27 protein-coding genes and 2 pseudogenes are annotated in these 24,132 nt (G+C 38.8%); 5 read left to right on the top strand and 24 right to left on the bottom strand.

Translation table 11 applies throughout. The annotated features are described in order from the left end of the window. Positions 1 to 216: 216 nt before the first annotated feature. Both pyrE and pyrF read right to left on the bottom strand, forming a co-directional pair. A complete protein-coding gene (gene pyrE / locus B4W83_RS03155; protein WP_000170917.1) occupies positions 217 to 849 on the bottom strand; it encodes an orotate phosphoribosyltransferase in 633 nt (210 codons plus the stop codon). A 33-nt stretch (positions 850 to 882) separates the two neighbouring features. Further along, entirely contained in the window at positions 883 to 1,584 is a 702-nt protein-coding gene (gene pyrF / locus B4W83_RS03150) for an orotidine-5'-phosphate decarboxylase (protein ID WP_001206732.1), read from the bottom strand. A gap of 192 nt (positions 1,585 to 1,776) precedes the next feature. On the opposite strand from pyrF, the pseudogene B4W83_RS13890 reads away from it, so the two are divergent. Then, positions 1,777 to 2,127 (top strand): annotated as a pseudogene (locus B4W83_RS13890) (IS30 family transposase); the annotation flags it as partial. Positions 2,128 to 2,328: 201 nt separating this feature from the next. Here B4W83_RS13890 and B4W83_RS03140 read toward each other — a convergent pair. From B4W83_RS03140 to typA, 14 genes and pseudogenes are all read right to left on the bottom strand, one after another. Beyond that, positions 2,329 to 3,036 (bottom strand): ABC transporter permease, encoded by a 708-nt coding sequence (locus tag B4W83_RS03140; RefSeq protein WP_000919281.1) that lies wholly within the window; start codon positions 3,034 to 3,036, stop codon positions 2,329 to 2,331. After that, a complete protein-coding gene (locus B4W83_RS03135) occupies positions 3,029 to 3,862 on the bottom strand; it encodes an ABC transporter ATP-binding protein (protein WP_079247564.1) in 834 nt (277 codons plus the stop codon). The genes B4W83_RS03140 and B4W83_RS03135 overlap by 8 nt, the downstream gene beginning before the upstream one ends. Before the next feature lie 551 nt (positions 3,863 to 4,413). Continuing rightward, positions 4,414 to 5,340, bottom strand: a pseudogene (locus tag B4W83_RS13790) (HesA/MoeB/ThiF family protein). Positions 5,341 to 5,392: 52 nt separating this feature from the next. Beyond that, on the bottom strand, positions 5,393 to 6,172 hold the full coding sequence (locus tag B4W83_RS03120; RefSeq protein WP_007284950.1) for a zinc metalloprotease: 780 nt from the start codon (positions 6,170 to 6,172) through the stop codon (positions 5,393 to 5,395). Positions 6,173 to 6,480: 308 nt separating this feature from the next. Then, a complete protein-coding gene (locus tag B4W83_RS13675) occupies positions 6,481 to 6,603 on the bottom strand; it encodes a hypothetical protein (RefSeq protein WP_001153673.1) in 123 nt (40 codons plus the stop codon). A 12-nt stretch (positions 6,604 to 6,615) separates the two neighbouring features. Then, positions 6,616 to 6,747, bottom strand: a complete 132-nt coding sequence (locus tag B4W83_RS13670; protein WP_007284949.1) for a hypothetical protein — start codon at positions 6,745 to 6,747, stop codon at positions 6,616 to 6,618. A 130-nt stretch (positions 6,748 to 6,877) separates the two neighbouring features. Continuing rightward, positions 6,878 to 8,098 (bottom strand): cell division protein FtsQ/DivIB, encoded by a 1,221-nt coding sequence (locus B4W83_RS03115; protein WP_000031169.1) that lies wholly within the window; start codon positions 8,096 to 8,098, stop codon positions 6,878 to 6,880. A 9-nt stretch (positions 8,099 to 8,107) separates the two neighbouring features. After that, on the bottom strand, positions 8,108 to 9,166 hold the full coding sequence (locus B4W83_RS03110; RefSeq protein WP_000724844.1) for a UDP-N-acetylglucosamine--N-acetylmuramyl-(pentapeptide) pyrophosphoryl-undecaprenol N-acetylglucosamine transferase: 1,059 nt from the start codon (positions 9,164 to 9,166) through the stop codon (positions 8,108 to 8,110). A 1-nt stretch (position 9,167) separates the two neighbouring features. Continuing rightward, entirely contained in the window at positions 9,168 to 10,520 is a 1,353-nt protein-coding gene (gene murD, locus B4W83_RS03105; RefSeq protein WP_000863050.1) for a UDP-N-acetylmuramoyl-L-alanine--D-glutamate ligase, read from the bottom strand. A gap of 208 nt (positions 10,521 to 10,728) precedes the next feature. Then, positions 10,729 to 11,370, bottom strand: coding sequence for an ABC transporter ATP-binding protein (locus B4W83_RS03100; RefSeq protein WP_000571290.1), 642 nt, complete (start codon positions 11,368 to 11,370; stop codon positions 10,729 to 10,731). A gap of 1 nt (position 11,371) precedes the next feature. Continuing rightward, a complete protein-coding gene (locus B4W83_RS03095) occupies positions 11,372 to 13,393 on the bottom strand; it encodes a bacteriocin-associated integral membrane family protein (protein ID WP_000732443.1) in 2,022 nt (673 codons plus the stop codon). 71 nt (positions 13,394 to 13,464) lie between these two features. Then, on the bottom strand, positions 13,465 to 13,764 hold the full coding sequence (locus tag B4W83_RS03090) for a lactococcin 972 family bacteriocin (RefSeq protein ID WP_000850382.1): 300 nt from the start codon (positions 13,762 to 13,764) through the stop codon (positions 13,465 to 13,467). Between the two features lie 393 nt (positions 13,765 to 14,157). Further along, entirely contained in the window at positions 14,158 to 14,412 is a 255-nt protein-coding gene (locus B4W83_RS03085; RefSeq protein WP_000262804.1) for a DUF3165 family protein, read from the bottom strand. Between the two features lie 19 nt (positions 14,413 to 14,431). Then, positions 14,432 to 16,273 carry a translational GTPase TypA gene (gene typA, locus B4W83_RS03080; protein ID WP_000164111.1) on the bottom strand — a complete coding sequence of 614 codons (1,842 nt, stop codon included), beginning with the start codon at positions 16,271 to 16,273 and terminating at the stop codon, positions 14,432 to 14,434. A 159-nt stretch (positions 16,274 to 16,432) separates the two neighbouring features. Here typA and B4W83_RS03075 point away from each other — a divergent pair, with 159 nt between their 5' ends. Then, on the top strand, positions 16,433 to 17,158 hold the full coding sequence (locus tag B4W83_RS03075) for a 16S rRNA pseudouridine(516) synthase (protein WP_001235041.1): 726 nt from the start codon (positions 16,433 to 16,435) through the stop codon (positions 17,156 to 17,158). A 42-nt stretch (positions 17,159 to 17,200) separates the two neighbouring features. Here B4W83_RS03075 and B4W83_RS03070 read toward each other — a convergent pair whose 3' ends face one another. The 3 genes from B4W83_RS03070 to B4W83_RS03060 form a co-directional block, all read right to left on the bottom strand. Then, positions 17,201 to 17,434: a hypothetical protein gene (locus B4W83_RS03070; protein WP_001088017.1), complete on the bottom strand. Its 234-nt coding sequence runs from the start codon at positions 17,432 to 17,434 to the stop codon at positions 17,201 to 17,203. Between the two features lie 86 nt (positions 17,435 to 17,520). Next, positions 17,521 to 17,901 carry a rhodanese-like domain-containing protein gene (locus tag B4W83_RS03065; RefSeq protein ID WP_000259256.1) on the bottom strand — a complete coding sequence of 127 codons (381 nt, stop codon included), beginning with the start codon at positions 17,899 to 17,901 and terminating at the stop codon, positions 17,521 to 17,523. Further along, positions 17,901 to 18,170, bottom strand: coding sequence for a YqgQ family protein (locus B4W83_RS03060; RefSeq protein WP_000051782.1), 270 nt, complete (start codon positions 18,168 to 18,170; stop codon positions 17,901 to 17,903). The genes B4W83_RS03065 and B4W83_RS03060 overlap by 1 nt, the downstream gene beginning before the upstream one ends. A 63-nt stretch (positions 18,171 to 18,233) precedes the next feature. Here B4W83_RS03060 and B4W83_RS03055 point away from each other — a divergent pair, with 63 nt between their 5' ends. Then, positions 18,234 to 19,142, top strand: coding sequence for a LysR family transcriptional regulator (locus B4W83_RS03055; protein ID WP_001222592.1), 909 nt, complete (start codon positions 18,234 to 18,236; stop codon positions 19,140 to 19,142). Positions 19,143 to 19,196: 54 nt separating this feature from the next. On the opposite strand, the gene B4W83_RS03050 is transcribed toward B4W83_RS03055, so the two are convergent. Genes B4W83_RS03050 through miaA form a run of 5 tightly spaced genes read right to left on the bottom strand, consistent with a single transcriptional unit; the run spans position 19,197 to position 23,648 of the window. Continuing rightward, entirely contained in the window at positions 19,197 to 19,952 is a 756-nt protein-coding gene (locus B4W83_RS03050; protein WP_001259184.1) for an SDR family NAD(P)-dependent oxidoreductase, read from the bottom strand. Between the two features lie 20 nt (positions 19,953 to 19,972). After that, positions 19,973 to 20,902 (bottom strand): ribonuclease Z, encoded by a 930-nt coding sequence (rnz, locus tag B4W83_RS03045; RefSeq protein ID WP_000354333.1) that lies wholly within the window; start codon positions 20,900 to 20,902, stop codon positions 19,973 to 19,975. 14 nt (positions 20,903 to 20,916) lie between these two features. Beyond that, positions 20,917 to 21,540: a cystathionine beta-lyase gene (locus B4W83_RS03040; protein WP_000129709.1), complete on the bottom strand. Its 624-nt coding sequence runs from the start codon at positions 21,538 to 21,540 to the stop codon at positions 20,917 to 20,919. Next, on the bottom strand, positions 21,533 to 22,771 hold the full coding sequence (gene hflX, locus B4W83_RS03035; RefSeq protein ID WP_000567352.1) for a GTPase HflX: 1,239 nt from the start codon (positions 22,769 to 22,771) through the stop codon (positions 21,533 to 21,535). Before hflX ends, B4W83_RS03040 begins: the two co-directional genes overlap by 8 nt. After that, positions 22,764 to 23,648 (bottom strand): tRNA (adenosine(37)-N6)-dimethylallyltransferase MiaA, encoded by an 885-nt coding sequence (gene miaA, locus B4W83_RS03030; RefSeq protein WP_000850209.1) that lies wholly within the window; start codon positions 23,646 to 23,648, stop codon positions 22,764 to 22,766. Before miaA ends, hflX begins: the two co-directional genes overlap by 8 nt. A 120-nt stretch (positions 23,649 to 23,768) precedes the next feature. Between miaA and B4W83_RS03025 the strand changes: the two genes are divergently transcribed. Both B4W83_RS03025 and B4W83_RS12715 read left to right on the top strand, forming a co-directional pair. Then, positions 23,769 to 23,939, top strand: a complete 171-nt coding sequence (locus B4W83_RS03025) for a DUF3042 family protein (protein ID WP_001051780.1) — start codon at positions 23,769 to 23,771, stop codon at positions 23,937 to 23,939. 58 nt (positions 23,940 to 23,997) lie between these two features. Further along, positions 23,998 to 24,129 (top strand): hypothetical protein, encoded by a 132-nt coding sequence (locus tag B4W83_RS12715; protein ID WP_007285088.1) that lies wholly within the window; start codon positions 23,998 to 24,000, stop codon positions 24,127 to 24,129. The last annotated feature ends 3 nt before the right edge of the window (positions 24,130 to 24,132 follow it).

Below are 24,132 nucleotides of genomic sequence, written 5' to 3'. Positions count from 1 at the left end.
TTTCAACATCTCAGAAAAGGGATCTGACCATGTTTATGGATTATACTTTAACCCTTGTAACTTTCATGACGTGTGCTACTTTTTATATAAGAGCAAGCCAAGCAAATCTAAAACTGAAACAATTGACGTAAAAAACATTAACAACTTCAATCTTGTCATTCATATACCTGATATGACAGAATAGTATAATTTTTAACCTTTTAGTCTTTTGATTTTTTACACTTCTTGCCAATTTTCTTGGTCTTCTTTAAAGCGTTTTAGGAGATCCAAGCCTTCTGGGGTGATATAGCCTTCTTCTTGGGCTAGATGGATAAGCTCGCTATAGTTTGAAAGTGTTACTAGTTTGACACCAGCATCTGCAAAATTCTTATCTGCTTTTTGCAATTGGTAACTAAAAATCGCTACAACTCCAAGCACATCTGCTCCTTCTCGTTTAGCGGCTGCTACGGCTTCGAGAACAGAACCACCTGTTGAAATAAGATCTTCAACCACCACCATTTTTTGACCTTGGGCTACACGGCCTTCAATTTGATTACCAGCTCCGTGGTCTTTTGGTTTGCTACGGATGTAGGCAAAAGGCAAGTCCATCTTATCAGCAATGATAGCTCCGTGTGGAATCCCTGCTGTCGCAGTTCCTGCAATCACTTCTACCTCAGGAAAGGCTTCTTTGATGGCTTCCACAAAGCCATTTTCAATGAGAGTACGAGTTTCTGGATAGGCTAGTGTCACACGATTATCAGTGTAAATCGGTGACTTGATACCAGATGCCCAAGTAAAAGGCTCCTCTGGTTTGAGGTAAACGGCTTGGATTTTCAAGAGATGGCTAGCGATATCTTTAGCAAGTGTCATGGTATTCTCCTTTTATTTTTATAATCTAGTTCTTTAATTCCAGTCCTGTGTCCATTCATCCTTGATGGCATGATAAGCTGCAACAGGATCCTCAGCTTGGGTAATGGGACGTCCCACTACGATATAGTCACTGCCGATTTGATAGGCATCAGCAGGTGTCATAACACGTTTTTGGTCTCCAACAGCAGCTCCCTGAGGACGAATGCCCGGTGTTAGACAGATAAAATCTGGATTGGTAGCCTGCTTGATGAGTTGCACTTCCTGAGCCGAGCAAACGACACCATCCAAACCCGCTTCAGCTGTCTTCTTAGCATAATGAATGACAGACTCTTGCAGGCTGGTTTGGATATTTTGAAACTCCTGCATCTGCTCTTCTGAGGTTGAGGTCAGCTGAGTCACTGCAATCAATTTGGCTTGGATTCCAAGACCTTCACGCGCAGCCTTCATCATCTCTACACCGCCAGCAGCATGAACATTGGTCATATCCACACCAAGCTGAGACAAAACCTTCATGGCTGACTTGACTGTATTGGGAATGTCATGAAGTTTAAGGTCAAGAAAGACGCTATGTCCCAAGTTTTTAAAATAGGAAATAATCTCAGGCCCCGTTGCGTAATAAAGCTCCATCCCTACCTTTAGATAAAGGCTTTCTTCTGCTGGAAAAAGAGCTAAAAATTCCTTGACTGCCTCAAAACTAGGAAAATCAAGAGCAATGACTGGACGATGTTCTCGCATAGGTTTCTCCTTTTACCTTTGCTAGTGAGAGAGTCTGGGCAACAGAAGCCACGAAAAAAGGAACCTGCCAACAGCAAGGTTCCACGAAAAATGGGTAGTCTCCACCCTTTCACCGTCTAACCTTAGCTGCCTCTCTGGACTGCTTTAAAGGTTTTCTATTATTCTATTATTTCTACTAGCACTTGTCAAGTAAAAACAGCTAAATCCATGTTGACTGCTATTGAACACCTCACAAGACTCTTTCCAAAAGAATAGTTAAAGACTTTCACTTCGGACAGAGAAAAAGAGTTTGCTTGTTACCCTTTAATTGAACAAATGGGAATTCTGTTTTATTTTGCGGATGCCTATTCATCTTGGCAAAGGGGAAGTAATGAGAATGCGAATGGACTTCTTCGTGAGTATTTTCTTAAACCGATTTGGCAACAATTACCGAAAAAATCCTTAATGATGCTTTGCTAGCTTATTAATCACCGTCCCCAAAAATACTTGGATTACAAGACAGGTTTTGAAGCACTTTTTGAAGCACTTATAGAGGAGATTTAAAAATGTTGCATTTTTTATTGCAATTTATCAGTTATCTTATCACCCAAAACTTCTGCAATTAGTATGAGCACTATTGTTATTTTTCTTTTTTCGTACACTCAAATCAAAATATAGCAATAATACTATTCTGTAGAATTGCTGTCAAAAAGATCAGTTCATTTTCCCTTCCCACTTGTGTTTATAATCATTAAAATAACTCAATTAAGAAATTTTCTTTTTCCTAATAGTTATCGTAATTAAAGTTAATAGAAGAACAATCCAAATAAGTAGTGTTAGATTAGAAATTAGAGTTTTATTCCATGAAAATTCCTCCCATTTTGTGAAAAACTTAGTAAACAGTCCCATAAAACTATAATCTGTTATCTTCGCAACTGTCTTATCCAAACCAGATAGCATCGGTAAGAAAGCAACTAAAATCATAGCAGGAAGACTGATAACCTGAGCTACTACTTGGCTCTTCGCGGTTAAACCTATCAATAAATAGAATAAAATGATGGATAAAGAGGTTAGAAGAACGATTGTAATATAATTAAAAGTATGTACAATTGTAACTCCTAAAATAAGAGGAGTAGTTCCCATAATCACAAAAGTTAGCAAAAAAGGAAGAAACATAGTTGATAAAATGTATTCGGAGCCTTTAACACCACTCAACAGAAGAGTTTGTAAATTGTACTTTTCTTTTTCTTCAGACAAGATAATAGTTATAGGACTTCCAACAGCCAAAGAAAGAGGTAAACACATCATCAAAAGAACTAATGCCTGTTGATCGTTGACCTTCCCCTGTGTTTCCATAAGATATTTATAAAAATATGTGAAAGCAAAAGGCACTAAAACTTGCAATAAAATACTCTTATTGGAAAGAATAATTTGACAACGCAACCATACCAAAGCCAGAAACCGTTTAAGCATTTAGCTTTCCTCCTGTTAATGTGATAAAAATATCTTCTAAAGTAGGCTCACATGAATGAATTGAAAAAATATTTTCCAGATCAGCCTGAGATACCTGTTCTAGTGATGTAAAATCAAAAGTTATCTGATTCCCATTATAATCTGTAACCTTAATCTTTTTATCTTTATTATATCTTTGAATGAGTTCAGAAGGAGCTCCTTGCTCAACTAATTTCCCTTTATTTAATAAGGCAACATAATCACATAAAAGAGTTGCTTCATTCATATCATGAGTCGTTAGAAAAATCGTTGTCCCTGCTGTTTTCAATTCTAAAATTAACTCATGAATTGTTCGAGAAGTTGTGGGATCTAGACCTGAGGTCGGTTCATCCAGAAAGAGTACAGCGGGTTTGTTGATAAGAGCTCGTGCTAAAAGCATTCGTTGCCTCATTCCAGTGGATAATTTTCCTGCTACCATCTTGCGACTATCATATAATCCTACTCGCTTTAACAAATTATCAACACGTGATTTACTAATATTATAAAATTTACTATAAAAAAGAAGATTGTTATACAGAGACATTTTCTCATAAAATCCACTTGTATCGCTAACCAATCCAATTCTCTTTAATTCACCGCTTGTTAAATTTTGAGATTTTTGTCCCAAAATAATAGATTGTCCTTTATCGGCAAGGAACTGCCCAGTCAGAATATTAATCGTTGTGGTCTTTCCAGAACCAGATGGTCCTAAAAATCCAAAAATCTGACCTTCTTTAACAGTGAAGCTTATATCATTTAAAGCTATTTTATCACCAAAACTTTTTGATAAATGGCTAACTTCAATCATACTCATTGCACCTCCTTTATATTCTACATTTTTACTTAACATCTATTTACTTATCTTTATCAAATAAACGTCTTAAAAAAAACAATAACATTAAGCATATAACCGTTAGCAAGATTGTTTCAATATTATTGATAATACGATACATTCTCAAGCAGTATAAAATAATTATATATATGCAAATACTCATTATACCTATTTTTTTAAACATACTAAGCCTCCTTGCTAAATAATAAAGTTATATAATAACTAAGACACACTATACCTAACATAATAAATATCCACAGCATTAAAAATATTATCATACCAATAAAAATATCCACTGGTAACTGAATAAATGTTCTAAAATTAACAAGCAAAAATAAAATCTCAAACGATGAAAAAAGCCATACTATATTTTCCAATGATGGCAAAAATAATACCCAAGAACAATACTATTAATTGTGTTTCTATAACAGTGAACTGCCCAATAGCAGATAAAAAAGCTACTCCTCCTGATAATAAGCAAAAACAAACTGAACGAATAAATGTTTTCGCTCTAATATTGTTATCTTTCACTTTATTATTTTTTTACAAATTGGACATTCTCCGTTTTCCAGAACATATTTTTCTTGACTTAGAGCATGATTTCTCATATTATAAACGTAAGCGTTATCTATTAGGATTTCATTATAACATCCCAGAAATATTTTAATTATTAAATTAGTCATTATCCCTCCCAAAATAGCAGGCATCTCTGGTGTAGTCGGCCACTTTGTCTTATCAGATAAAGTGTACTTATTTATATCTTTGTTTATATTCCGACAACCAAAGCAAGAACCGATGGTAGGGATATATATATTATCAATAATAAGATAGCATCCATTAAACCCTCCTGATATGTAGGATATCTTATGCGATACAGCAAATTGATTGACAATTTTTATAATATCAATGGGCGTATCAATTGCTTTAACGATAAAATCTATACTCCCATATTCCGCAACAATTTTTTCTCATTCTTCTACTGAAGAAACTTTAATAGAAATAGGTACTACCTGAACATCTGAATTATACTTGTGTATTTTTTCAGAAAGAACATTAATCTTCTCCTTACCAACATCCGACTCTGTATAAAGAATTTGCCTATTTAAATTTGATGGTTCTATTATATCGTAATCAGCGACAATAAGTTTCCTCACTCCATACATACTTAGACTTAGAGATATATAACATCCTAAGGCTCCTGCTCCTAATACTAATACTGTTTTATTCTGTATTTTATTATACTCTTCATTATAAAATAACGAATAGCAACCTTTAGTTCTAGAATATCTACTATCAATATCTATCTCATCCGAAATTAAAATTTGTTCATTTAATAGTTCAAATGTTAGTTTACTGCCTAATACTTCTTCTATCTCTAATAGTTCCTTACAACTATTAAATAGATCGTTGATAAATTCTTGCGAAATTTGAGGTTCTATAGCTATTTCCCGCATACTCCGAACACGCAAATACATTATACCTTCTTTTTTATAAGCAAAAACATAACTATTTACGTAGAACATATTTCGTCCTTCCTCTCATATATAATATAGAAAGCAGTATAGAAACAATCACCCCTCCTATACTACGAACAATAATATTAGGTGTCAAAAACTGTAATAGTTGACTCAAAGGGAAATAAATAATAACAAATGCTATTAAAAGTTGAACTATATATTGAAAATTCAAGTTATTATTGTTAGAATTCAAGTATCTTAAAATAATACCACTATCATACTGAAAAAAAGGAATTGAATTAATAAAAATCATACCTAAGTTAATGATAAAAAATAAGAGTCCAAGCAATTTATACGATGTGAACAATAAAACAAGTAAACCTGTAAGTGATAAAATCGAATTTGAAGCAATTCCTGCTAACATAATTTTCAAAAATTGTTTTTTATTTTTTAAGAATTGCACCCCACTTAAATCTACAAAAAAAGCCAAATTAAACAAAAGTAGCATTATTCCACAATTTGGGATCTCAATTTGATAATTATTAGCAATTATGGCATGACTAAATTCATGTATCGTTGCAGATATAATAACAACAAGCAACCAAAATAAAAGAATGTTTAGCGTTATTGGAAAGTTTTGGAAATTAGTCAAAATATCCGCCCTATAAATATACATAATAAAACATTGCAAAATAAGAGCCAATGGGAAAATACCAAATAGGATTTTTTCAAAATTCTTATTAAATCTTTTATAGTTTAATTTTTCAGATAATGTTATATTAAAGTCCCAAGATATTTTAAAAATATTTATCTTTTTTCGTGATTTCATAGAATCTATAAGTCCCATTTTACTAAGAACAATATAAAATCTTAAATAATATTTCTTCCCTACTAACACTAATAAGTCCGATATGGTAAATTCTTGACCTATTAGTTGCTCTAACCATTTTTTTCCTGTTTCCCAACTAATACATGTTTCTTACTGGATGGTATATATAGATGATACTGTCCCTCAGTCCGCAATCAATAAAATAATAACTAATTCTATTAATCTCTTGCTGCAAGACTAATACGGAAAATTCAAATGACTGTCTAAAATGAAATTGAAAAAGCTTAATGTTAGTAAATGAACAAACTTCAACAACCAGCAAGAGCAAGGATTGCTAAACCAAATCCGATACCTGTTGCAAGTCCAGCTGAAAAATCACTAACTGGTACTGAAATTTTTTCAATTTCCTCAAATAAAAAGTTATCTTGCATGATTATCACTCCCTATCTTTTTAACAATAGGCTACTCCAATTAAGAGAACTACCCCAGTTCCAAGTAAAACTCCCCCAAAATTCACCATCTGTAGAGGCTACGATTTCTTCAATTTCTTCAAATAAGAATACTTCATCTGACATATGTGTTACCTTCTTCATAAAAAATTATTTTGCAATCGATTACACTGCATAATGTAACATAAAGAAAAACAGATATCAAATATTAAACGTAAAAACTAGTCACTAAAGTACTATGAGAAAAAGGTAAAACCTAGCGACGCGATGAGCGCTGGGTCGTTTGGTTTCGATTGCTCTCTTCCTCTTGTTTTTTCTGTTCTTCTTCTAAACGTTTACGTTCTTCTTCCTTCCTTTTCTCAGCTTCTTCGGCCTCTTTTTTGGCTTTTTCTTCTGCTTCCATAATCAATTTATCCGCTACAGTGTAGCTGTAGATTCCAGCTTCCATATCGACCACACTTGGTTCTGACAATTGAGGTTTAATCTTGCTGTAATAAGGCAGTTTCTTACTCATTTCAGAAAGCGGAACCAAGACTTCGTCCGAATCATTCATGGTCAATCGAATTAAATCTGATGTGACCTTGCTTGGGGCTAGTTCCACCTTCTGGATAGCCGCCTTGAGTTCTGGACTAATTTGAGCAAGTTCTGAGACAAAAGCCTTGATTTGTTCACTATCATTAAAGAGAACTGATATATAAGTTTCTGGTAGACTGACCAAACTCACAGCACTGGTCTCAAGCTGACCACTGGAAAGAATAGGATAATGGTTTTCACCAGAAATATAGTAGGCCACAATATCATATTCCTTGACCTTGATAGTGAACTTGGTTGGAAATTGATAAACAAGTTGAGCTGATTCAACCCAATAGTTAGACTTAATCTGCTTTTCATATTTTTCCTTGTCTAGCAGAAGGTTAATCGTATAATCCGAATCCTGAATACCTGAAGCCTGTCGAATATCATCAGCCGTAGTGTGCACCGTTCCCTCGACACGAATATCCTTCATGGTCGCATAAGGACTGAGTAGGTAGGCAGAGACAATCAATAAAAGCAGACTTGGAAATAAAATCGTTAGAGCTCGCAAGATATGGATACCAGGAATCTTTGCTTTGGCTAGTTTTTCTTTTGTAGCCTTTTTAGCAAGCTTTTTATCCTGTTCCTCGCTCTCTTTAGACCCTGATTCTTCTATCTCTTCTTCCTCTTTGTCAGCCTCTGAGGATGCTACTTTTTCCTCAGACTCTTCCTTAGCTGATTCTGGGTCTTTTGGATTAGATTCACTCTCTCGGTCCCCAGTTTCATCTGACTCTTCAGATTTTGAAGCCATTCGAGCCTGTCTTTCCTTTTCCTTCTCCTCAGCTAGGGCTGCCTCTTCTTCAGCCTTCTTTTTTAGGTATTCTTGGTTTCGTTTCTGCCATTCTGATAACTCTTTAAATTCTTCGAGGATTTCTTTGCCCTCATTTTTCTTATCTTTTGACATTTACTTTCCTTATGATAAATCTTTTTTCAACAATTGATAAAAATCTGCTAGAGATTTCAATTCCTTGGAAGCCTTCATCTTAGCTTGGTAGTCTTCCTTGTGGCTTAGTAAGTGAGACAGCTTCTCTTCCAAACTATCCAAAGTCAAATCACTTTCTTGAAGCTCTTCTGCATAGCCTTTTTTTACAAAGTAAGCTGCATTTTCAATCTGGTCTCCACGACTAGCTTCACGACCAAGTGGCACAATAACATGCAATTTTGCCATGGCCAAGAGCTCAAAAATCGTATTGGCACCACCTCGTGTCACAACAATATCAGCCAATTCCATCAAGGGTTGATAGAGATTGGTCACATAGTCAACACGAAAAAGATTTTGGCTCAACTCATTCAGGCTAGAATCTCCAGTTAAATTGATAATATTGTAGCGCTCTGTCAGTTCTTTCTTATGGTCTGTCACCAATTGGTTAAAGACACGAGCGCCTGCAGAACCACCGACAAACAATACAGTTGGCAATTTAGGATTAAAGTGGGTTTGGATATCCACCAATTCATCCGGTTCTGGATTTTTTTGGTCTGAAACCTTGGTCACTGCTCCCACATGCTCGACCTTAGACAAACTCGAAGCTTGTTCAAATGTTGAATACATCTTCGTCGCAAATTTATAGGCGATTTTATTGGCCAAGCCCATAGACAGGTCAGATTCGTGAATAAAGACAGGCACTCCTGACACACGCGCAGCGATAACGGGCGGTACAGAGACAAAGCCTCCCTTTGAAAAAAGGGCCTGTGGACGAACTCGTAACATGATAAAGAGCGATTGGACAATTCCCCAACCAACTTTGAAGACGTCCAGCATATTTTGCAAAGAGAAATAGCGACGCAATTTCCCAGTTGCAATGGAATGGAAGGTGACATCCAAGCCTGACTTGAGGATTTCTTGGTGTTCAATACCACTCTTGTCCCCGATATAGTGGACTTCCCAGCCATCTTCGATGAACTTGGGCATTAACAAAAGATTGAGGGTAACGTGTCCAACCGTCCCCCCACCTGTAAAGACAATTTTTTTCATATTATTCCTTTAACTCCGCTACTGTGTCGATAAAGAGGTCGCCACGTACTTCAAAGTTAGCATACATATCCCAGCTGGCATTGGCTGGACTGAGAAGGACTACATCTCCTTGAGTCGCAAGTTCATAGGCCTTGCGGGTCGCATCTGCAATATCAGTCGCATCCACATAAGCCACACCAGCCTTGTCTGCTGCCCGTTTGACACGTTCGGCAGACTGACCAAGAATGACCATCTTCTTGAGTCCAGTAATATCTGGAACCAAATCGTCAAACTCATTGCCACGGTCCAAACCACCTGCAATCAAGACTACCTTGCTGTTGTCAAATCCTGACAAGGCTTTTTGAGTTGCCAAGATATTGGTTGACTTACTGTCGTTATAAAATTTAACACCCTGAATTTCATCCACAAACTGGAGACGGTGTTTGACACCACCAAAGGCTGAAAGAGTTTCTTTAATGGTTTGGTTGTCTACACCACGAAGCTTGGCTACAGCAATCGTCGCAAGGGCATTTTCCACATTGTGGCTACCTGGAACTCCGATTTCACTCGCTGCCATGACCACTTCTCCACGGAAGTAGAGCTGACCATCTTCCAGATAAGCTCCATCAACCTTTTCCAGTGTTGAAAATGGAACTACAGTAGCTTGTGTTTTGCTAGCCAATTCTTTTGCCAAGTCTTGGTTAAAGTTCAAAACAAGAAAATCAGCCGCTGTCATCTTGTTTTGGATATTCCACTTAGCTGCTACATATTCCTCAAATGATCCATGATAATCGATATGAGTTGGCATGAGGTTTGTAATAACCGCAATCTCAGGATGGAATTCTTGAACGCCCATGAGTTGGAAAGAAGAAAGTTCCATAACAAGCGTGTCCTTGTCTGACGCAGTTTGGGCCACTTGACTAGCTGGATAGCCGATATTCCCTGATAAAAGACCATGTTGCCCAGCAGCAGTCAAAACTTCCCCAATCATGGTCGTTGTAGTTGTTTTTCCATTTGAACCTGTTATACCGATAATGGGCGCTTCTGAAATCAAGTAAGCCAATTCCACCTCGGTCAAGACAGGGATACCTTTGGCCAAAGCCTTTTCAATCATGGGATTGCTGTATGGGATGCCTGGATTTTTCACCATGAGGGCAAACTCTTCATCCAAGAGTTCCAAAGGATGGCCACCTGTAATGACCTTGATTCCTTCTTCCAGCAAACTTTGCGCAGCTGGATTGTCCTCGAAAGGTTTCCCATCATTTACTGTCACAATGGCACCTAGCTTATCCAACAAACGAGCTGCCGATTCACCAGACTTGGCCAAACCTAAAACAAGGACTTTCTTATTTTTAAATTGATCTATTACTTTCATGTCTCGAACTCCATTTCTACTCCTACTATTTTACCATTTTTATGGAAATAAAAAAGCCACAAAGTGTGTTTGTGACTCTTTCTTCTAACTGATACTCTTCGAAAATCTCTTCAAACCACGTCAGCTTCGCCTTGCCGTACTCAAGTATAGCCTGCGGCTAGCTTCCTAGTTTGCTTTTTGATTTTCATTGAGTATGAATTTTACCTTATCATCTATGTGATAAATCGGTAACTCGAATGACTTGGTCCACTTGCTCCCAAATCAGAGGATTGTGGGTCGCAATAATAATGGTACGATTCGGATTTTTTAAAGATTCTAGGATAGAAAGTAATTCCTCAGAGTTTTTGGGGTCTAGTGAAGCAGTTGGTTCATCTGCGAGAATCAAAGGTGGATCCTTTAAAATTATCTTCGCTAATGCAACACGTTGTGCTTCTCCTCCTGATAATTCAAAGATAGGTTGCTTTAAATCCAAATAAGAGAGGTTTACACGGTTTAGAGCTTGTTTCATCAAAGAGATTTTCTCTTTTTCCTTCAACTTTTTACCAACTAAACCCAGATTGAGATTCTCTTTGACGGTTTGGCTTTCAATTAAGCCAAAATCTTGAAATAGGTATCCTAAGTAATCTCTAAAGAAAACAGAAGGCCTGATGTCCTTAAGAGAAGTGCCATCATAGATGATTTGTCCTTTGTCATATGGCTCTAATCGTCCAATCATATTCAAGAGTGTTGTCTTACCACAGCCACTTGTACCGATTAAGGCATAAATTTTCCCACCTTCAAAATGAAGATTCGTATCTGAAAATAGCTGACGGCTTCCAAATTTTTTAGATATATTCTTTAGTTCAATCATCCTATTTTCCTTTCATAATTGTCATAGAAACACGAGATTCTTTATGAGCTTGACGGTAAAGCGTCAAAACTGCACTAGCTAGAAAGACGAATAAAGTGAGCAAGCCAATCACCAAGTCTCGACTGCTTAAAATAAAGAGACTAGCACCAAATACAAAACTGGCAAATTGACTAACCATATACTGAGCATATGTTTCAAAAAATCGTAAACCTGAAATTCGTTTAATCAGAATATCTCGGCGGAATTGCTCGAAATATAGAAGATTGACAGAATAAAAGAGTAACAAGGAACTAGCTATTCCAACAATAGCTCCTAGGATTAAAGTTGCTGTTTCAGTTTGAACTTCATTATAACGAGTTAGATAAACACTTCTTCCTTCTTTAAGATAAGATACTTGCTCATAAATTCCAGCTTTCTTCAAGAGTTCTAGCCCACTCTCATATCCTTTGATAAAAAGTTGTTTTCCAGCATTGATAGACCAAACATATTTTGAAATGAAACTATCACCTGTAGATGTTGGAGTAAATACAACTAAAATCGGATCGGTTAAGTACTGAATGGATACTGGGCTTTCACCGTTATTATAAACAAATCGCTTTTCTCCAGTTGGAAGATAGCTAATAATCGCTCTCATTTCATACTCTAAAGGAGCACTTGCCTCCTCACTTGATTGCCCGTAATAGTTCAAACTTTCTTCAAAAGCTTTCTTAAGTTCTGCTTCCTGTGAACGAAGAGATTCTGGTAGTAAGAGTCCAAATTCCCCTTTTTGAAGATGGACTAACTTCTGTTTGGTCTCAGCATCTACCACGACCTTTTCCTTGTCCAAATAACTTGGGCTGACATAGAGAACATTAGCATCTGGACTATAGGTATCCAGTGTCTCTCCCTGTTCATTTTTTCCTTGAGGATTTGCAAAATGAATGAGATTATCTTTTACAAATAGAGCCTGTTCTTGTTCAACTGCTTCTTTGGAAAATTCATACCACTTGCTCTGATTTTCTGTATCTTTTCCTCTATCACCTAAGCCAAAAGAAATTTGATAATAGTCTGCTCTGTCCTTCCACGCTTGTTTTGAAATTTCAAGTTCTTTCAATCGTTGGTAAGACGTCAAGCCTGTCTTAACAGCGTATCCCACTGTAAAAACAGCTACTAACTGACACAATAGGGTTAAAGCCATCAAGCGTTTAAGGGGTAATCTCCCCTTAATAACAGGAACTAATGCTTTGTAACTCAAACTCATTAGATAAAGAAGCATTAGTAAAATTGAAATCGCCAATAAAAACAACAGATAGAAACTAATCCCAAAACCATAGGTGGCTAACAAGATAGGATAAAACAAACCTTGACTAAAAAGAAGGACTCCCCCACCTAGGAAGGAAAGGAGGGCTGATAGAAGGAGCCACTTGATATCAGTCGATAAAGAATGCCCCATAATGGATAAGAGAGTCTGACCAGAAAAGAGTTTTATACCTGCTGCTCTCATTTCCTTAATCCGAGTGATAATCACTAAAGCAAAGAAAGATAAGCCAAATATTGCTAAACTAATTAAAATAAGTGGATTTAGTAACATTCGAAAAGCAAGAGAATAGGGAGGTGTCTTTCGGTCAGCAATTGCTTTATAACCCAAATCTCCTAATTTATCGGCAAGCTTTTCTTTCGTCAAGGAGCCTGACAAAAGGAGATAACTATTTAGCGGATCACTACGTTCACGACTTTCTTGGCTAGCTTCTTGGAATTCTTTTGGTAAAGTTCCCTGACCATAAGTTGCATAAGTAAAGTGAGTCGTCCCATCCTTACTCGGCTCTACAATTCTTCTAGCTATTAAACTCTGTTCTGAGTTTGCAAAATTCTCCAATTCCTGTTCAAATACCTCACGCGTCGGTTCCTGAGTATCCTTTTTGACACGAAGTAAAGTAACGGAATCATAGCTTGCATATAAATATTGTGGCGCACGTAAGACAATAATCCAAGCAAGGAAGAAGCTGAGAAAAAAAGTTGATAGTAATATGAATAGTTTCTTCATAGTAGACTCCTTGTAAACAAAATTCCCCCCTGTAATTTCTTACAAGGGGAATTATCTAAGAAAACTAAATATTAGTCATAGTCATAGTAAAATGCTACTTGTTCCCCAAATTTAGTCCAAATCCAAGCCTCTGAAGTTTTCCCTGCAACTGCTGTTCCTTTATCTGAATGACTATCCCATTTACTTACAAGAGAAGAAGAATGATATTTTTTACCATGATAGTAATTTGAAAAAGCCCAACCACCTCCTGAACCTTCTCCATATGTCCATACTCCTCCATCTGGATATTGTACAGCAGCTGATGCAGCTCCCAATAATGTAAAGCTTGAAATAAGAGCTAGAGCAAGTAATCTATGTTTTTTCGTTTTCATTTTATTTTTCCTTTCAAAAAAAGCACACCCTGAGCAACAATGCAACAAAATAAATCCTCCTCTCTCTTTTTTTGAAACCGATTTCTTATATAATAAGAATAGCATTTTTATTATTTGTTGTCAAGGAAAAAATCGAATTTTTTAGATATTTTACTATATTACCTTTATGAATAATATTTTTATATTACCTATATGAATAATATTATATAGTAGTTTTATTTCAAAATAATATGCAACCAGTACTAACCAAATATAAAATAGATGTCATTGACAAATTTTATTCAAGTTTTTCCCATTCATATTATCCAAGTAAAAGAGATGATGTTATAGTAAAAAAACAATTCAAACTATTGTAAAATTCCTACCAAAAAAAGAGAGCCAAAACTCTCTTTTTTATCTTCTTTTACCTTTTTTGACTGGCATGAGTGTGATGTCTCTCACACTAAAGTAAGCTAGGATTAACATGGCTATTGCTAGGAACATTTCTGTTGGTAATTGAAAAATTTTCAGAAAAGATAGAGCCAACAAAACCAAAAGTGCCACTAAAATACATACCATAGCGACGATATTGACTGTCCCTTTAATACTTTCTGGTGTCGCAAATACATAGAGTAGGAGCAGTAAAATCCCTAGGACTAAATAGACCATCTTTCTCTCTTTCTAGCTCTTATTCAGCTGATTTTTTCTTCTTGTTAGCTTTCTCACGCTCTGCCTTGTTAAGGATTTGTTTACGCAAACGGATAGACTCAGGCGTTACTTCCATGTACTCATCGTCGTTCAAGAACTCAAGAGACTCTTCAAGTGTCAAGATACGAGGAGTCTTGATAACAGCTGTTTGGTCCTTAGTAGCTGAACGAACGTTGGTCATTTGCTTCGCCTTAGTGATGTTAACTGTCAAGTCGTTTTCACGAGAGTTTTCACCGATGATCATTCCTTCGTAAACTTCAGTACCTGGGTTGACAAAGATAGTACCGCGTTCTTCGATAGACATGATAGAGTAAGTTGTAGCCTTACCAGCATCGATAGAAACAAGGGCACCACGGTGACGACCACCAATTTCACCTGGAATCAATGGCAAGTATTGGTCAAAGGTATGGTTCATGATACCGTAACCACGAGTCATTGACAAGAACTCAGTTGAGTATCCAATCAAACCACGCGCTGGAACAAGGAAGACCAAACGAGTTTGACCATTACCAGTTGAAATCATATCCAACATTTCACCCTTACGTTCAGAAAGGCTTTGGATAACAGATCCTTGGTATTCTTCTGGAGTATCGATTTGTACACGCTCAAATGGCTCACATTTAACACCGTCGATTTCTTTTACGATAACTTCTGGACGAGATACTTGAAGTTCATATCCCTCACGACGCATTGTTTCGATAAGGATTGACAAGTGCAATTCTCCACGTCCTGAAACAGTCCATTTATCTGGTGAATCAGTTGGGTCAACACGAAGGGAAACGTCTGTTTGCAATTCTGCCTGCAAGCGTTCTTCCACCTTACGAGAAGTTACCCATTTACCTTCTTTACCAGCAAATGGTGAGTTGTTGACCAAGAAAGTCATTTGAAGAGTTGGCTCATCGATGTGTAGAATTGGAAGAGCTTCAACTGCGTCTGTAGGAGTAATGGTTTCACCGACAAAGATGTCTTCCATACCTGAAACGGCAATCAAGTCACCTGCTTTTGCTTCTTGGATTTCACGACGTTCCAAACCAAAGAAACCGAAGAGTTTTGTAACACGGAAGTTTTTAGTTGTGCCGTCAAGTTTAGAAAGGGTAACTTGGTCCCCAACTTTAACAGTACCACGGAAGACACGACCGATACCAATACGTCCAACGAAGTCATTGTAGTCCAAAAGTGATACTTGGAACTGCAAAGGCTCATCTGAGTTATCTACTGGAGCCGGGATGTGGTCGATAATTGTGTCAAAGATTGGTGCCATAGTAGCTTCTTGGTCAGCTGGATCATCTGACAATGAAGAAGTTCCGTTGATCGCTGAAGCATAGACCACTGGGAAGTCAAGCTGGTCGTCATCTGCACCAAGCTCGATGAACAGTTCCAAGACTTCGTCCACTACTTCTGCTGGACGAGCTGATGGTTTATCGATTTTATTGACAACCACGATTGGGACAAGGTCTTGTTCCAAAGCTTTTTTCAATACGAAACGAGTTTGTGGCATGGTTCCTTCGTAGGCATCTACGACCAAGACAACACCGTCAACCATTTTCATGATACGCTCAACTTCTCCACCGAAGTCCGCGTGTCCTGGTGTGTCCATGATGTTGATACGAGTTCCGTTGTAAGCAACAGCCGTATTTTTAGCAAGGATGGTAATTCCACGCTCTTTTTCGATATCGTTTGAGTCCATAGCACGCTCAGCCAATTCAGTACGTGCATCAAGCGTTTCTGATTGTTTCAATAATTCGTCAACGAGGGTTGTTTTACCGTGGTCAACGTGGGCGATAATCGCAATGTTACGGATATCTTCTCTTAATTTTGTCATGATTTCCTCTAATATTCAAAATTTATTTTCTAACTGAACGATTATACCATAATTTCAAGTAAATAACATAACTCAAGCAAGTGTAAATGTTTTCACTCCGCTTTTCTTTTCACGTCAAGCCTTTTCAAAGCAAGCGACTTATGATAAGATAGGCACAGTATGCGTTTAGATAATTTATTAGCCCAAGAAAAAGTTAGCCGAAAGGCCATGAAGCAAGCACTCCTCAGAGGGGAAATTCTAGTCGATGGTTGCCCAGCCCGCTCCCTAGCTCAAAATATCGATACAGGACTACAAGAACTCCTTTTTCAGGATCGAATCATTCAAGGCTATGAACACACCTATCTTATGCTTCATAAACCTGCTGGTGTCGTGACAGCCAACAAAGACAAGGAACTTCCGACCGTCATGGACCTGCTTCCATCTGACATCCAGTCTGACAAGCTCTATGCCGTTGGCCGACTGGACCGAGATACAACGGGACTCCTCCTCTTGACCGATAACGGTCCCTTGGGCTTTCAGCTCCTCCATCCCCAATATCATGTCGATAAGACTTATCAAGTTGAAGTCAATGGACTTCTAACACCTGACCATATCCAAGTCTTTCAAAAGGGAATTGTCTTTTTAGATGGTACTGTCTGTAAACCTGCAAGACTAGAAATTCTATCTGCAAGTCCTTCCCTCAGTCGAGCCTCCATCACCATTTCAGAAGGAAAATTTCATCAAATCAAGAAAATGTTTCTCTCGGTTGGTGTTAAGGTGACTAGCCTCAAGAGAATCCAATTTGGGGACTTTACATTGAACCCAGATTTAGCAGAAGGTAACTACCTCCCTTTGAACCAAAAAGAGTTACAAATCATTAAAAACTATTTAGAGATGAGTCGATAAAATAAAAAAAGCTTTAAAACTAAAGCTTTTTTGTTTTTTTGCTTATCTAAAAACTACTGCGATTGTTAGAATCCAGTTAAGAACAGAAACTACAAGTCCTACGATGTTGAGAATTTTTTCTGTTTTATAGTCCAGTCCAGATTCTTTTTGGTATGAAAAAGCCAAAACCAATCCTATGATCCCCAAAATCAGACTCACTATTGGAGAAAGCAAACCAAGGACGATAGATAAGATACCTAAAATAAGTGAAGGTTTTTTCTTTTCTTGTGAATTCATATTATAAAATCTCCTTAAAATTAATATAAATGATGATACCATAAAATGCTAGCTTTATCTATCATTCGACAGATTTTTACAGAATGTTAGCTAGTCTTCACTTTCCCTTTCCAAGAATCCAAACCATAAGAAAGGATATAAATCTCAGAAAAACCTTGTTTTTTCAAGTAAAGGGCTGCATTTGTAACTCGTTGCGCACGTTGGTTTTCGTAGAGAAGGACAGGTTTATCCTTACGAAGGGCTGCAAGACTCGTCTTCAACTGACTTGAAGGAATATTGCGGGCACCAAGGATATGTTTTCTGTGGAATTCTGCTGGGTCGCGCAAATCAATCAATTGACCCGTACGAATCAAGGCTTCAAACTCCTCATTGTCTACAATTTTAGCCGCACGGCGAATACGAAGATAGTTAAAACCCATCCATGCCAACATTGCTAGTATAAGTGCCCACAAAATCCAAGTAACCATTAGTTCTTTTCTCCATTTTTCTCAATATAATCCAATTCTACCTTGTGCTCTCTGCGAAGAACCGCTTCTGCTTCTAGATAGTCTAATTTGTCCATCAACCCTGCATCGTAAATTCGAGAGAGCTCCAACTTCATCAGTTCAATATCATATAAGCGTTTTCCCATATAAACAATAATGCCAAATCGTTTGAGGAATTGTTGCACATCATAGAATGTTTTCATAAGACTCATTCTAGCAAAATTTTGTCTTTTTTTCAAGAAGAGACTCACACAATACTCCTGATTTTCCTATCTTCTTTGGCGATTCTGACACAAGTGTGGTACAATAAAAACATGAGAATTCAACAATTACACTATATTATCAAAATCGTCGAAACTGGCTCCATGAATGAGGCAGCCAAGCAACTCTTTATCACCCAACCGAGTCTTTCCAATGCTGTGAGAGACTTGGAAAATGAAATGGGGATTGAGATTTTTATCCGAAATCCCAAGGGTATCACCTTGACCCGTGATGGGATGGAGTTCCTCTCTTATGCCCGTCAGGTTGTCGAGCAGACCCAGCTTCTGGAAGAACGCTATAAAAATCCTGTTGCCCACCGCGAACTCTTTAGCGTTTCCTCCCAGCACTATGCCTTTGTGGTCAACGCTTTCGTCTCTCTACTCAAGAAAAGTGATATGGAAAAATACGAGCTTTTTCTTCGTGAAACGCGGACTTGGGAGATTATCGATGACGTCAAGAACTTCCGTAGTGAGGTCGGTGTCCTCTTCTTAAACAGCTACAACCGTGATGTTTTAACCAAAATGCTGGATGACAACCACCTGCTGGCTCACCATCTCTTCACAGCCCAGCCCCATATCTTTGTCAGCAAGACCAATCCTCTGGCAAAGAAAGACAAGGTCAAACTATCTGATTTGGAAAACTTCCCTTATCTCAGCTATGACCAAGGGACACACAATTCCTTCTACTTCTCTGAAGAGATTCTATCTCAAGAGCACCACAAGAAATCCATTGTGGTTAGTGACCGTGCCACCCTCTTTAATCTCTTGATTGGTTTGGACGGTTATACCATTGCGACAGGGATTTTGAACAGCAACCTCAACGGAGACAATATCGTTTCTATCCCACTGGATATTGATGATCCAATTGAGCTGGTCTATATCCAGCATGAAAAAACCAGCCTATCTAAGATGGGCGAACGCTTTATCGACTATCTACTAGAAGAAGTCCAGTTTGATAGTTGAGAAATGATAAGAACCAATATGTAGGTTAGCAACAACCTGCACATTGGTTCTTTTTTATTTATAATTAAAAGTTTCCCCTGCCAACTTATCAGCTAGCTTGGGAAAAAGGGTATAAAACTTATGGGCTAGGTTCAACAAAACTGGGAGATTGAGTTCCCGTTTATTTTTTCCTATAGTCTTGACAATCTTTTTAGCCACTGCATCTGGTTCTAAAAGGAAGCGGTCAACCGATTTGAGATAGGTGCCATCTGGGTCGGCTTGGTCGAAAAATCCTGTACGGATTGGTCCTGGATTAACCGTCGTTACATAAACACCGTAGGACATGAGTTCGAGGCGCAGAGCATTTGAAAAACCAATGGCCGCAAACTTGGTAGCTGAGTAGAGACTGGACTTGCCAGTAGCGATTAAACCTGCCATGCTGATAATATTGATGATATGACCTTTTCGACTGTCTTTCATACGAGCCGCAAGGTGTCGAGACAGGTTCATCAGGGCAAAAGTATTGACCTCAAACATCTGGTGAATATCTTGGTCAGAAATCTGGTCAAATTCCTCAAAAATCCCGTAACCAGCGTTGTTTATCAAAACATCAATCTCGCCATAGCGGAGATAGAGGTCAGTTACCAGAGTTTCTAAGGCTGAATCATCGGTAATATCGATTTCAATCAATTCTGCATGGGGATGGTTTCCGTAGAGTTGGGCTAATTTTTCCTTATTTCTACCAAGCAAGATGAGCTGGTCTTCTGGTAAAAGTTTGACCATTTCTTGAGCTAGACCACCACTAGCGCCAGTAATGAGAATAGTACGCATACTTATCCTTTCTCAATCTTTTAGATTTCCACTTCTTCCAAGTCTTTGACCACATGGACATTTTCAAAAATGCTAGCAGCATCTTTCTTGAGCTTGCTGATATCTTTTGAGAGGAAACGGGCACTGATATGGTTGAGCAAGAGGCGTTTGGCACCTGCTTCTACTGCTACTTGTGCAGCTTGCATGTTAGTAGAGTGGCCATGGTTACGAGCAATTTTTTCATCACCCTTGCCATAAGTCGATTCATGGACAAGGACATCGGCATTGACAGCTAGACGCACACTAGCATTGGTTTTGCGGGTGTCACCAAGAATGGTAATAATCTTACCTGGACGGGGAGCTGAGATATAGTCAGCTGCCTTGATTTCAGTCCCATCTTCGAGAACTACATCCTGGCCGTTTTTGATTTTCCCAAAAAGTGGGCCAAATGGGACACCTGCCGCCTTGAGTTTTTCAGCATCCAGCGTTCCTTCTAGATCCTTTTGGATAACACGATAACCAACACAGAAAATAGTGTGGTCCAGCTCTTCTGCATACACCGTAAATTTATCGGTCTCAAGGATTTTTCCTAAAGAATCTTGGTCAAACTCATGAAAATGAATACGATAAGGCAGACGCGAACCTGACACACGAAGGCTGGTTAAGACAAATGACTTGATGCCTTGAGGTCCATAGATTTCCAAATCTGTCTGCTCTTCATTGGCCTGAAAAGCACGGCTAGAAAGGAAACCTGGCAAGCCAAAAATGTGGTCTCCATGCAAGTGAGTGATAAAGATTTTGCTGACCTTACGTGGTCGAATCGTGGTTTCAAGAATACGATTTTGCGTACCTTCTCCACAGTCAAAGAGCCAGACTTCGTTAATCTCGTCCAAGAGTTTCAGGGCGAGACTGGAGACGTTGCGGGCTTTAGAGGGCTGACCAGCCCCCGTTCCTAAAAATTGAATATCCATTCGATACTTTCTAATTAATCAATATATAACATGGCTGTGCGGTTTTCCGATCGAAAATAGCGCTTGCCAGAAAAAGCAGAAACTTCTTGCAGTAAATCATCTTGGCTGTAGCCTTTGAGACGCTTGCGACCATCAGCCAAGCTTTCCAAATCAGTCAAAGCTGTAAGACTCTCCATGCTAACAACTTCCTCGTCCCCGACAGCTTTCAGATAAATTTTACCTGACTCTTCAAATACTAGTTGATGTGGGAAAATTTGCGCAATTTCAAAGAGCAAGTCATCTGAAATAACCTCTTTATTTTCAGAGAAAATCCGACCCAGACCCTCACTCTCATAACAAAAACCAAAGGATTTACCAGACAGATTAAGCCGAATAAAAGGCTTATTTTCTAGAGTGAAACTAGGTTCAGCATTGTAGAGATTCAGTTCCTGACTGAGTTCTGCAAAATAATCCGTCGCAGCTTGGGGACTCTTTTTCTGGTAGAGTTCTGCAAAGTAAGCATTGACTACACTTGGAGGAGGTGTGATAAGAGCCAACTGCTCCTGCTCTGTCTTTCCAGCTAGAAGCTGATCCAGATAGACCTTGTCCAGACTTGTATAGCCCCCATATTTTAGAGCCAACGTTTTAATATCAGTCATAAAATTCTTCTAACCTCCATTTGTTTTTCTCAGAAATATAGCCTCTAATGACTTCGCAGTCCTCCTGATAGTCACGCTCTTCCAAAATCGCAACACTTTCTAAATCATGAATCTTGTAGGACTTTAAAAAAGGCACGCGCAGGGTAAAAGATTCAAAAATATCCTTGATTTTCTCTAGCAGTAAAGCCTGCAAGTTCTCACGACTATCCTCAGACTTGGCAGAAATGAGGGCATAAGGTGTTTGGGTAGGTGTAAAGTCCTCCACCAAATCCGCTTTATTATAAAGGGGCAGGCGAGGAATATCCTCCATGTCCAGGTCTTTCATGATGGAAAGAACTGTTTTTTCATGTTCCTCATGGTAAGGATTGCTGGCATCGATAACATGAACAAGAAGGTCCACATGCTTGCTTTCTTCCAAGGTCGACTTGAAACTGGACACCAACTCTGTCGGCAAATCTTGGATAAAGCCAACGGTATCAGTTAAAGTCACCTGTAGATTACCTCCTAGATGGATACTCTTAGTCGTCGCGTCCAGAGTCGCAAATAGCTCGTCAGCCTCATACTGGGTCTTACTGGTCAAGGTGTTCATGATAGTTGACTTCCCAGCATTGGTATAACCAATCAACCCAATCTTAAAGGTACTCGACTCCAAACGTTTTTCTCTGACAGTCGCCCGATTTTTCTCAACCACCTTGAGCTGGCGCTCGATGTCTGTGATTTGGTTGCGAACGCTACGACGGTTCAGCTCCAGCTGGCTTTCACCAGGTCCACGGGAACCAATTCCCCCTGCCTGACGGCTGAGCATAATTCCCTGACCAACCAAGCGGGGCAAGAGATATTTTAGCTGGGCTAGGTGAACTTGGAGCCTGCCTTCGTGGCTTCGAGCCCGCATGGCAAAGATATCCAAAATCAACTGCATACGGTCAATGACCTTAACACCCAGAACTTCCTCTAGATTGACATTTTGCCTTGGTGTCAAACGGTTGTTGACAATGACAGTGGTAATTTCTTCGGCATCCACCATGAGGGCAATCTCTTCTAACTTACCAGAGCCAACGAAAGTCTTGGAGTCATACTTTTCACGTTTTTGCCTGTAACTATCGACTACGACAGCACCAGCTGTCTTGGCTAGACTGGCCAATTCTTCCATGGAGAGGTCAAAATTATCCATACCCTGCAATTCCACACCAATGAGCAGGACTCGCTCCTCTTTTTTCTCCGTATCAATCATCTAAAAACTCCTCTATCTGGCTTAAAATGCGGTCTTGCACACCAGCTTCTCCAATCTGATAAAAGGTGACCTGCATGCGATTACGGAACCAGGTCAACTGACGCTTGGCAAAACGACGAGTAGCCTGTTTGAGACTCTCACTAGCTTCCTCCAAGGTCTGCTCTCCACGGAAGTAAGGAAAAAGTTCCTTATAGCCAATTCCTTTAGCAGCCTGTACATTAGGGGAATGGTCAAAGAGCCACTTAGCCTCATCCAAAAGCCCAGCCTCAAACATCAAATCCACGCGGCGATTGATACGTTCATATAATTGACTGCGCTCATCATCCAAGCAGATAATCAATGGTTCATACAAGGTCTCTTGATTTTCCAATTCCTGACCAAAATGGGCAATTTCCAAGGCACGCATCGCACGACGACGATTAAACTGAGGAATTTTAAGGTCTGCTTGCTCCACCAGATGAGCTAATTCCTCATCTGTATAAGGCTCCAAGCTAGCCCGATAGGCCAAAATCTCCTCATGGGGAGTCTCCCCACCTAGGTGGTAACCTTCTAGCAAGCTCTGGATATAAAGTCCAGTCCCACCAGCGATAATGGCCAGCTTGCTACGGCTGTGAATATCCTCAATAGCCATCTTAGCTTCTGAAACAAAATCAAAAGCCGAGTAAGACTCGGTTACCTCTCTAACATCGATTAAATGATGAGGAACAGTTTCCTGCTCTTCTGGACTAGCCTTAGCCGTCCCAATATCAAGTCCTCGATAGACTTGCTGACTATCACCGCTAACCACTTCGCCATTAAAACGCTTGGCCACTTCAATGGCAAGGGCTGTTTTTCCAACAGCAGTCGGTCCAACAATCACAATTATTTTTGTTTTCATCTTTTTTCCTTGAAAAATTCCCATTTTTTCGTTACTATTATTATAACACAAAAAGGTCAGTCAGAAAAATGTGACCTCTTGAGGGGGCTGGCTGATTAAGAAGATAAAGGAGGAAGACTCATGGCTAAAGGATTCGCTAAAGGTCTTGTAACAGGTGTCGCAGGAACTGTTGCTGCCGTTGCAGGTGCAGTATACGCATTTAAAAAGAAAGTAATCGAACCAGAAGAGCAAAAAGCAGCTTTCATCGAAGAAAACCGTAAAAAAGCAGCTCGCCGTCGCGTGTCACGTTAAGAAACAAAAGAAGTTGGGATTCATTGTCTCAACTTCTTTTTCTATTCTTTTATACTCAATGAAAATCAAAGAGCAAACTAGGAAGCTAGCCGCAGATTGCTCAAAGCACTGCTTTGAGGTTGTGGATAGAACTGACGAAGTCAGCTCAAAACATGGTTTTGAGGTTGTTGATGAAGCGACGCTGACGTAGTTT

This window comes from Streptococcus pseudopneumoniae ATCC BAA-960 = CCUG 49455 (assembly GCF_002087075.1).
Lineage (GTDB): Bacteria > Bacillota > Bacilli > Lactobacillales > Streptococcaceae > Streptococcus > Streptococcus pseudopneumoniae.
Note: the sequence above shows the minus strand (reverse complement) of the source record. Positions and strands in the feature narration are given on the sequence as shown.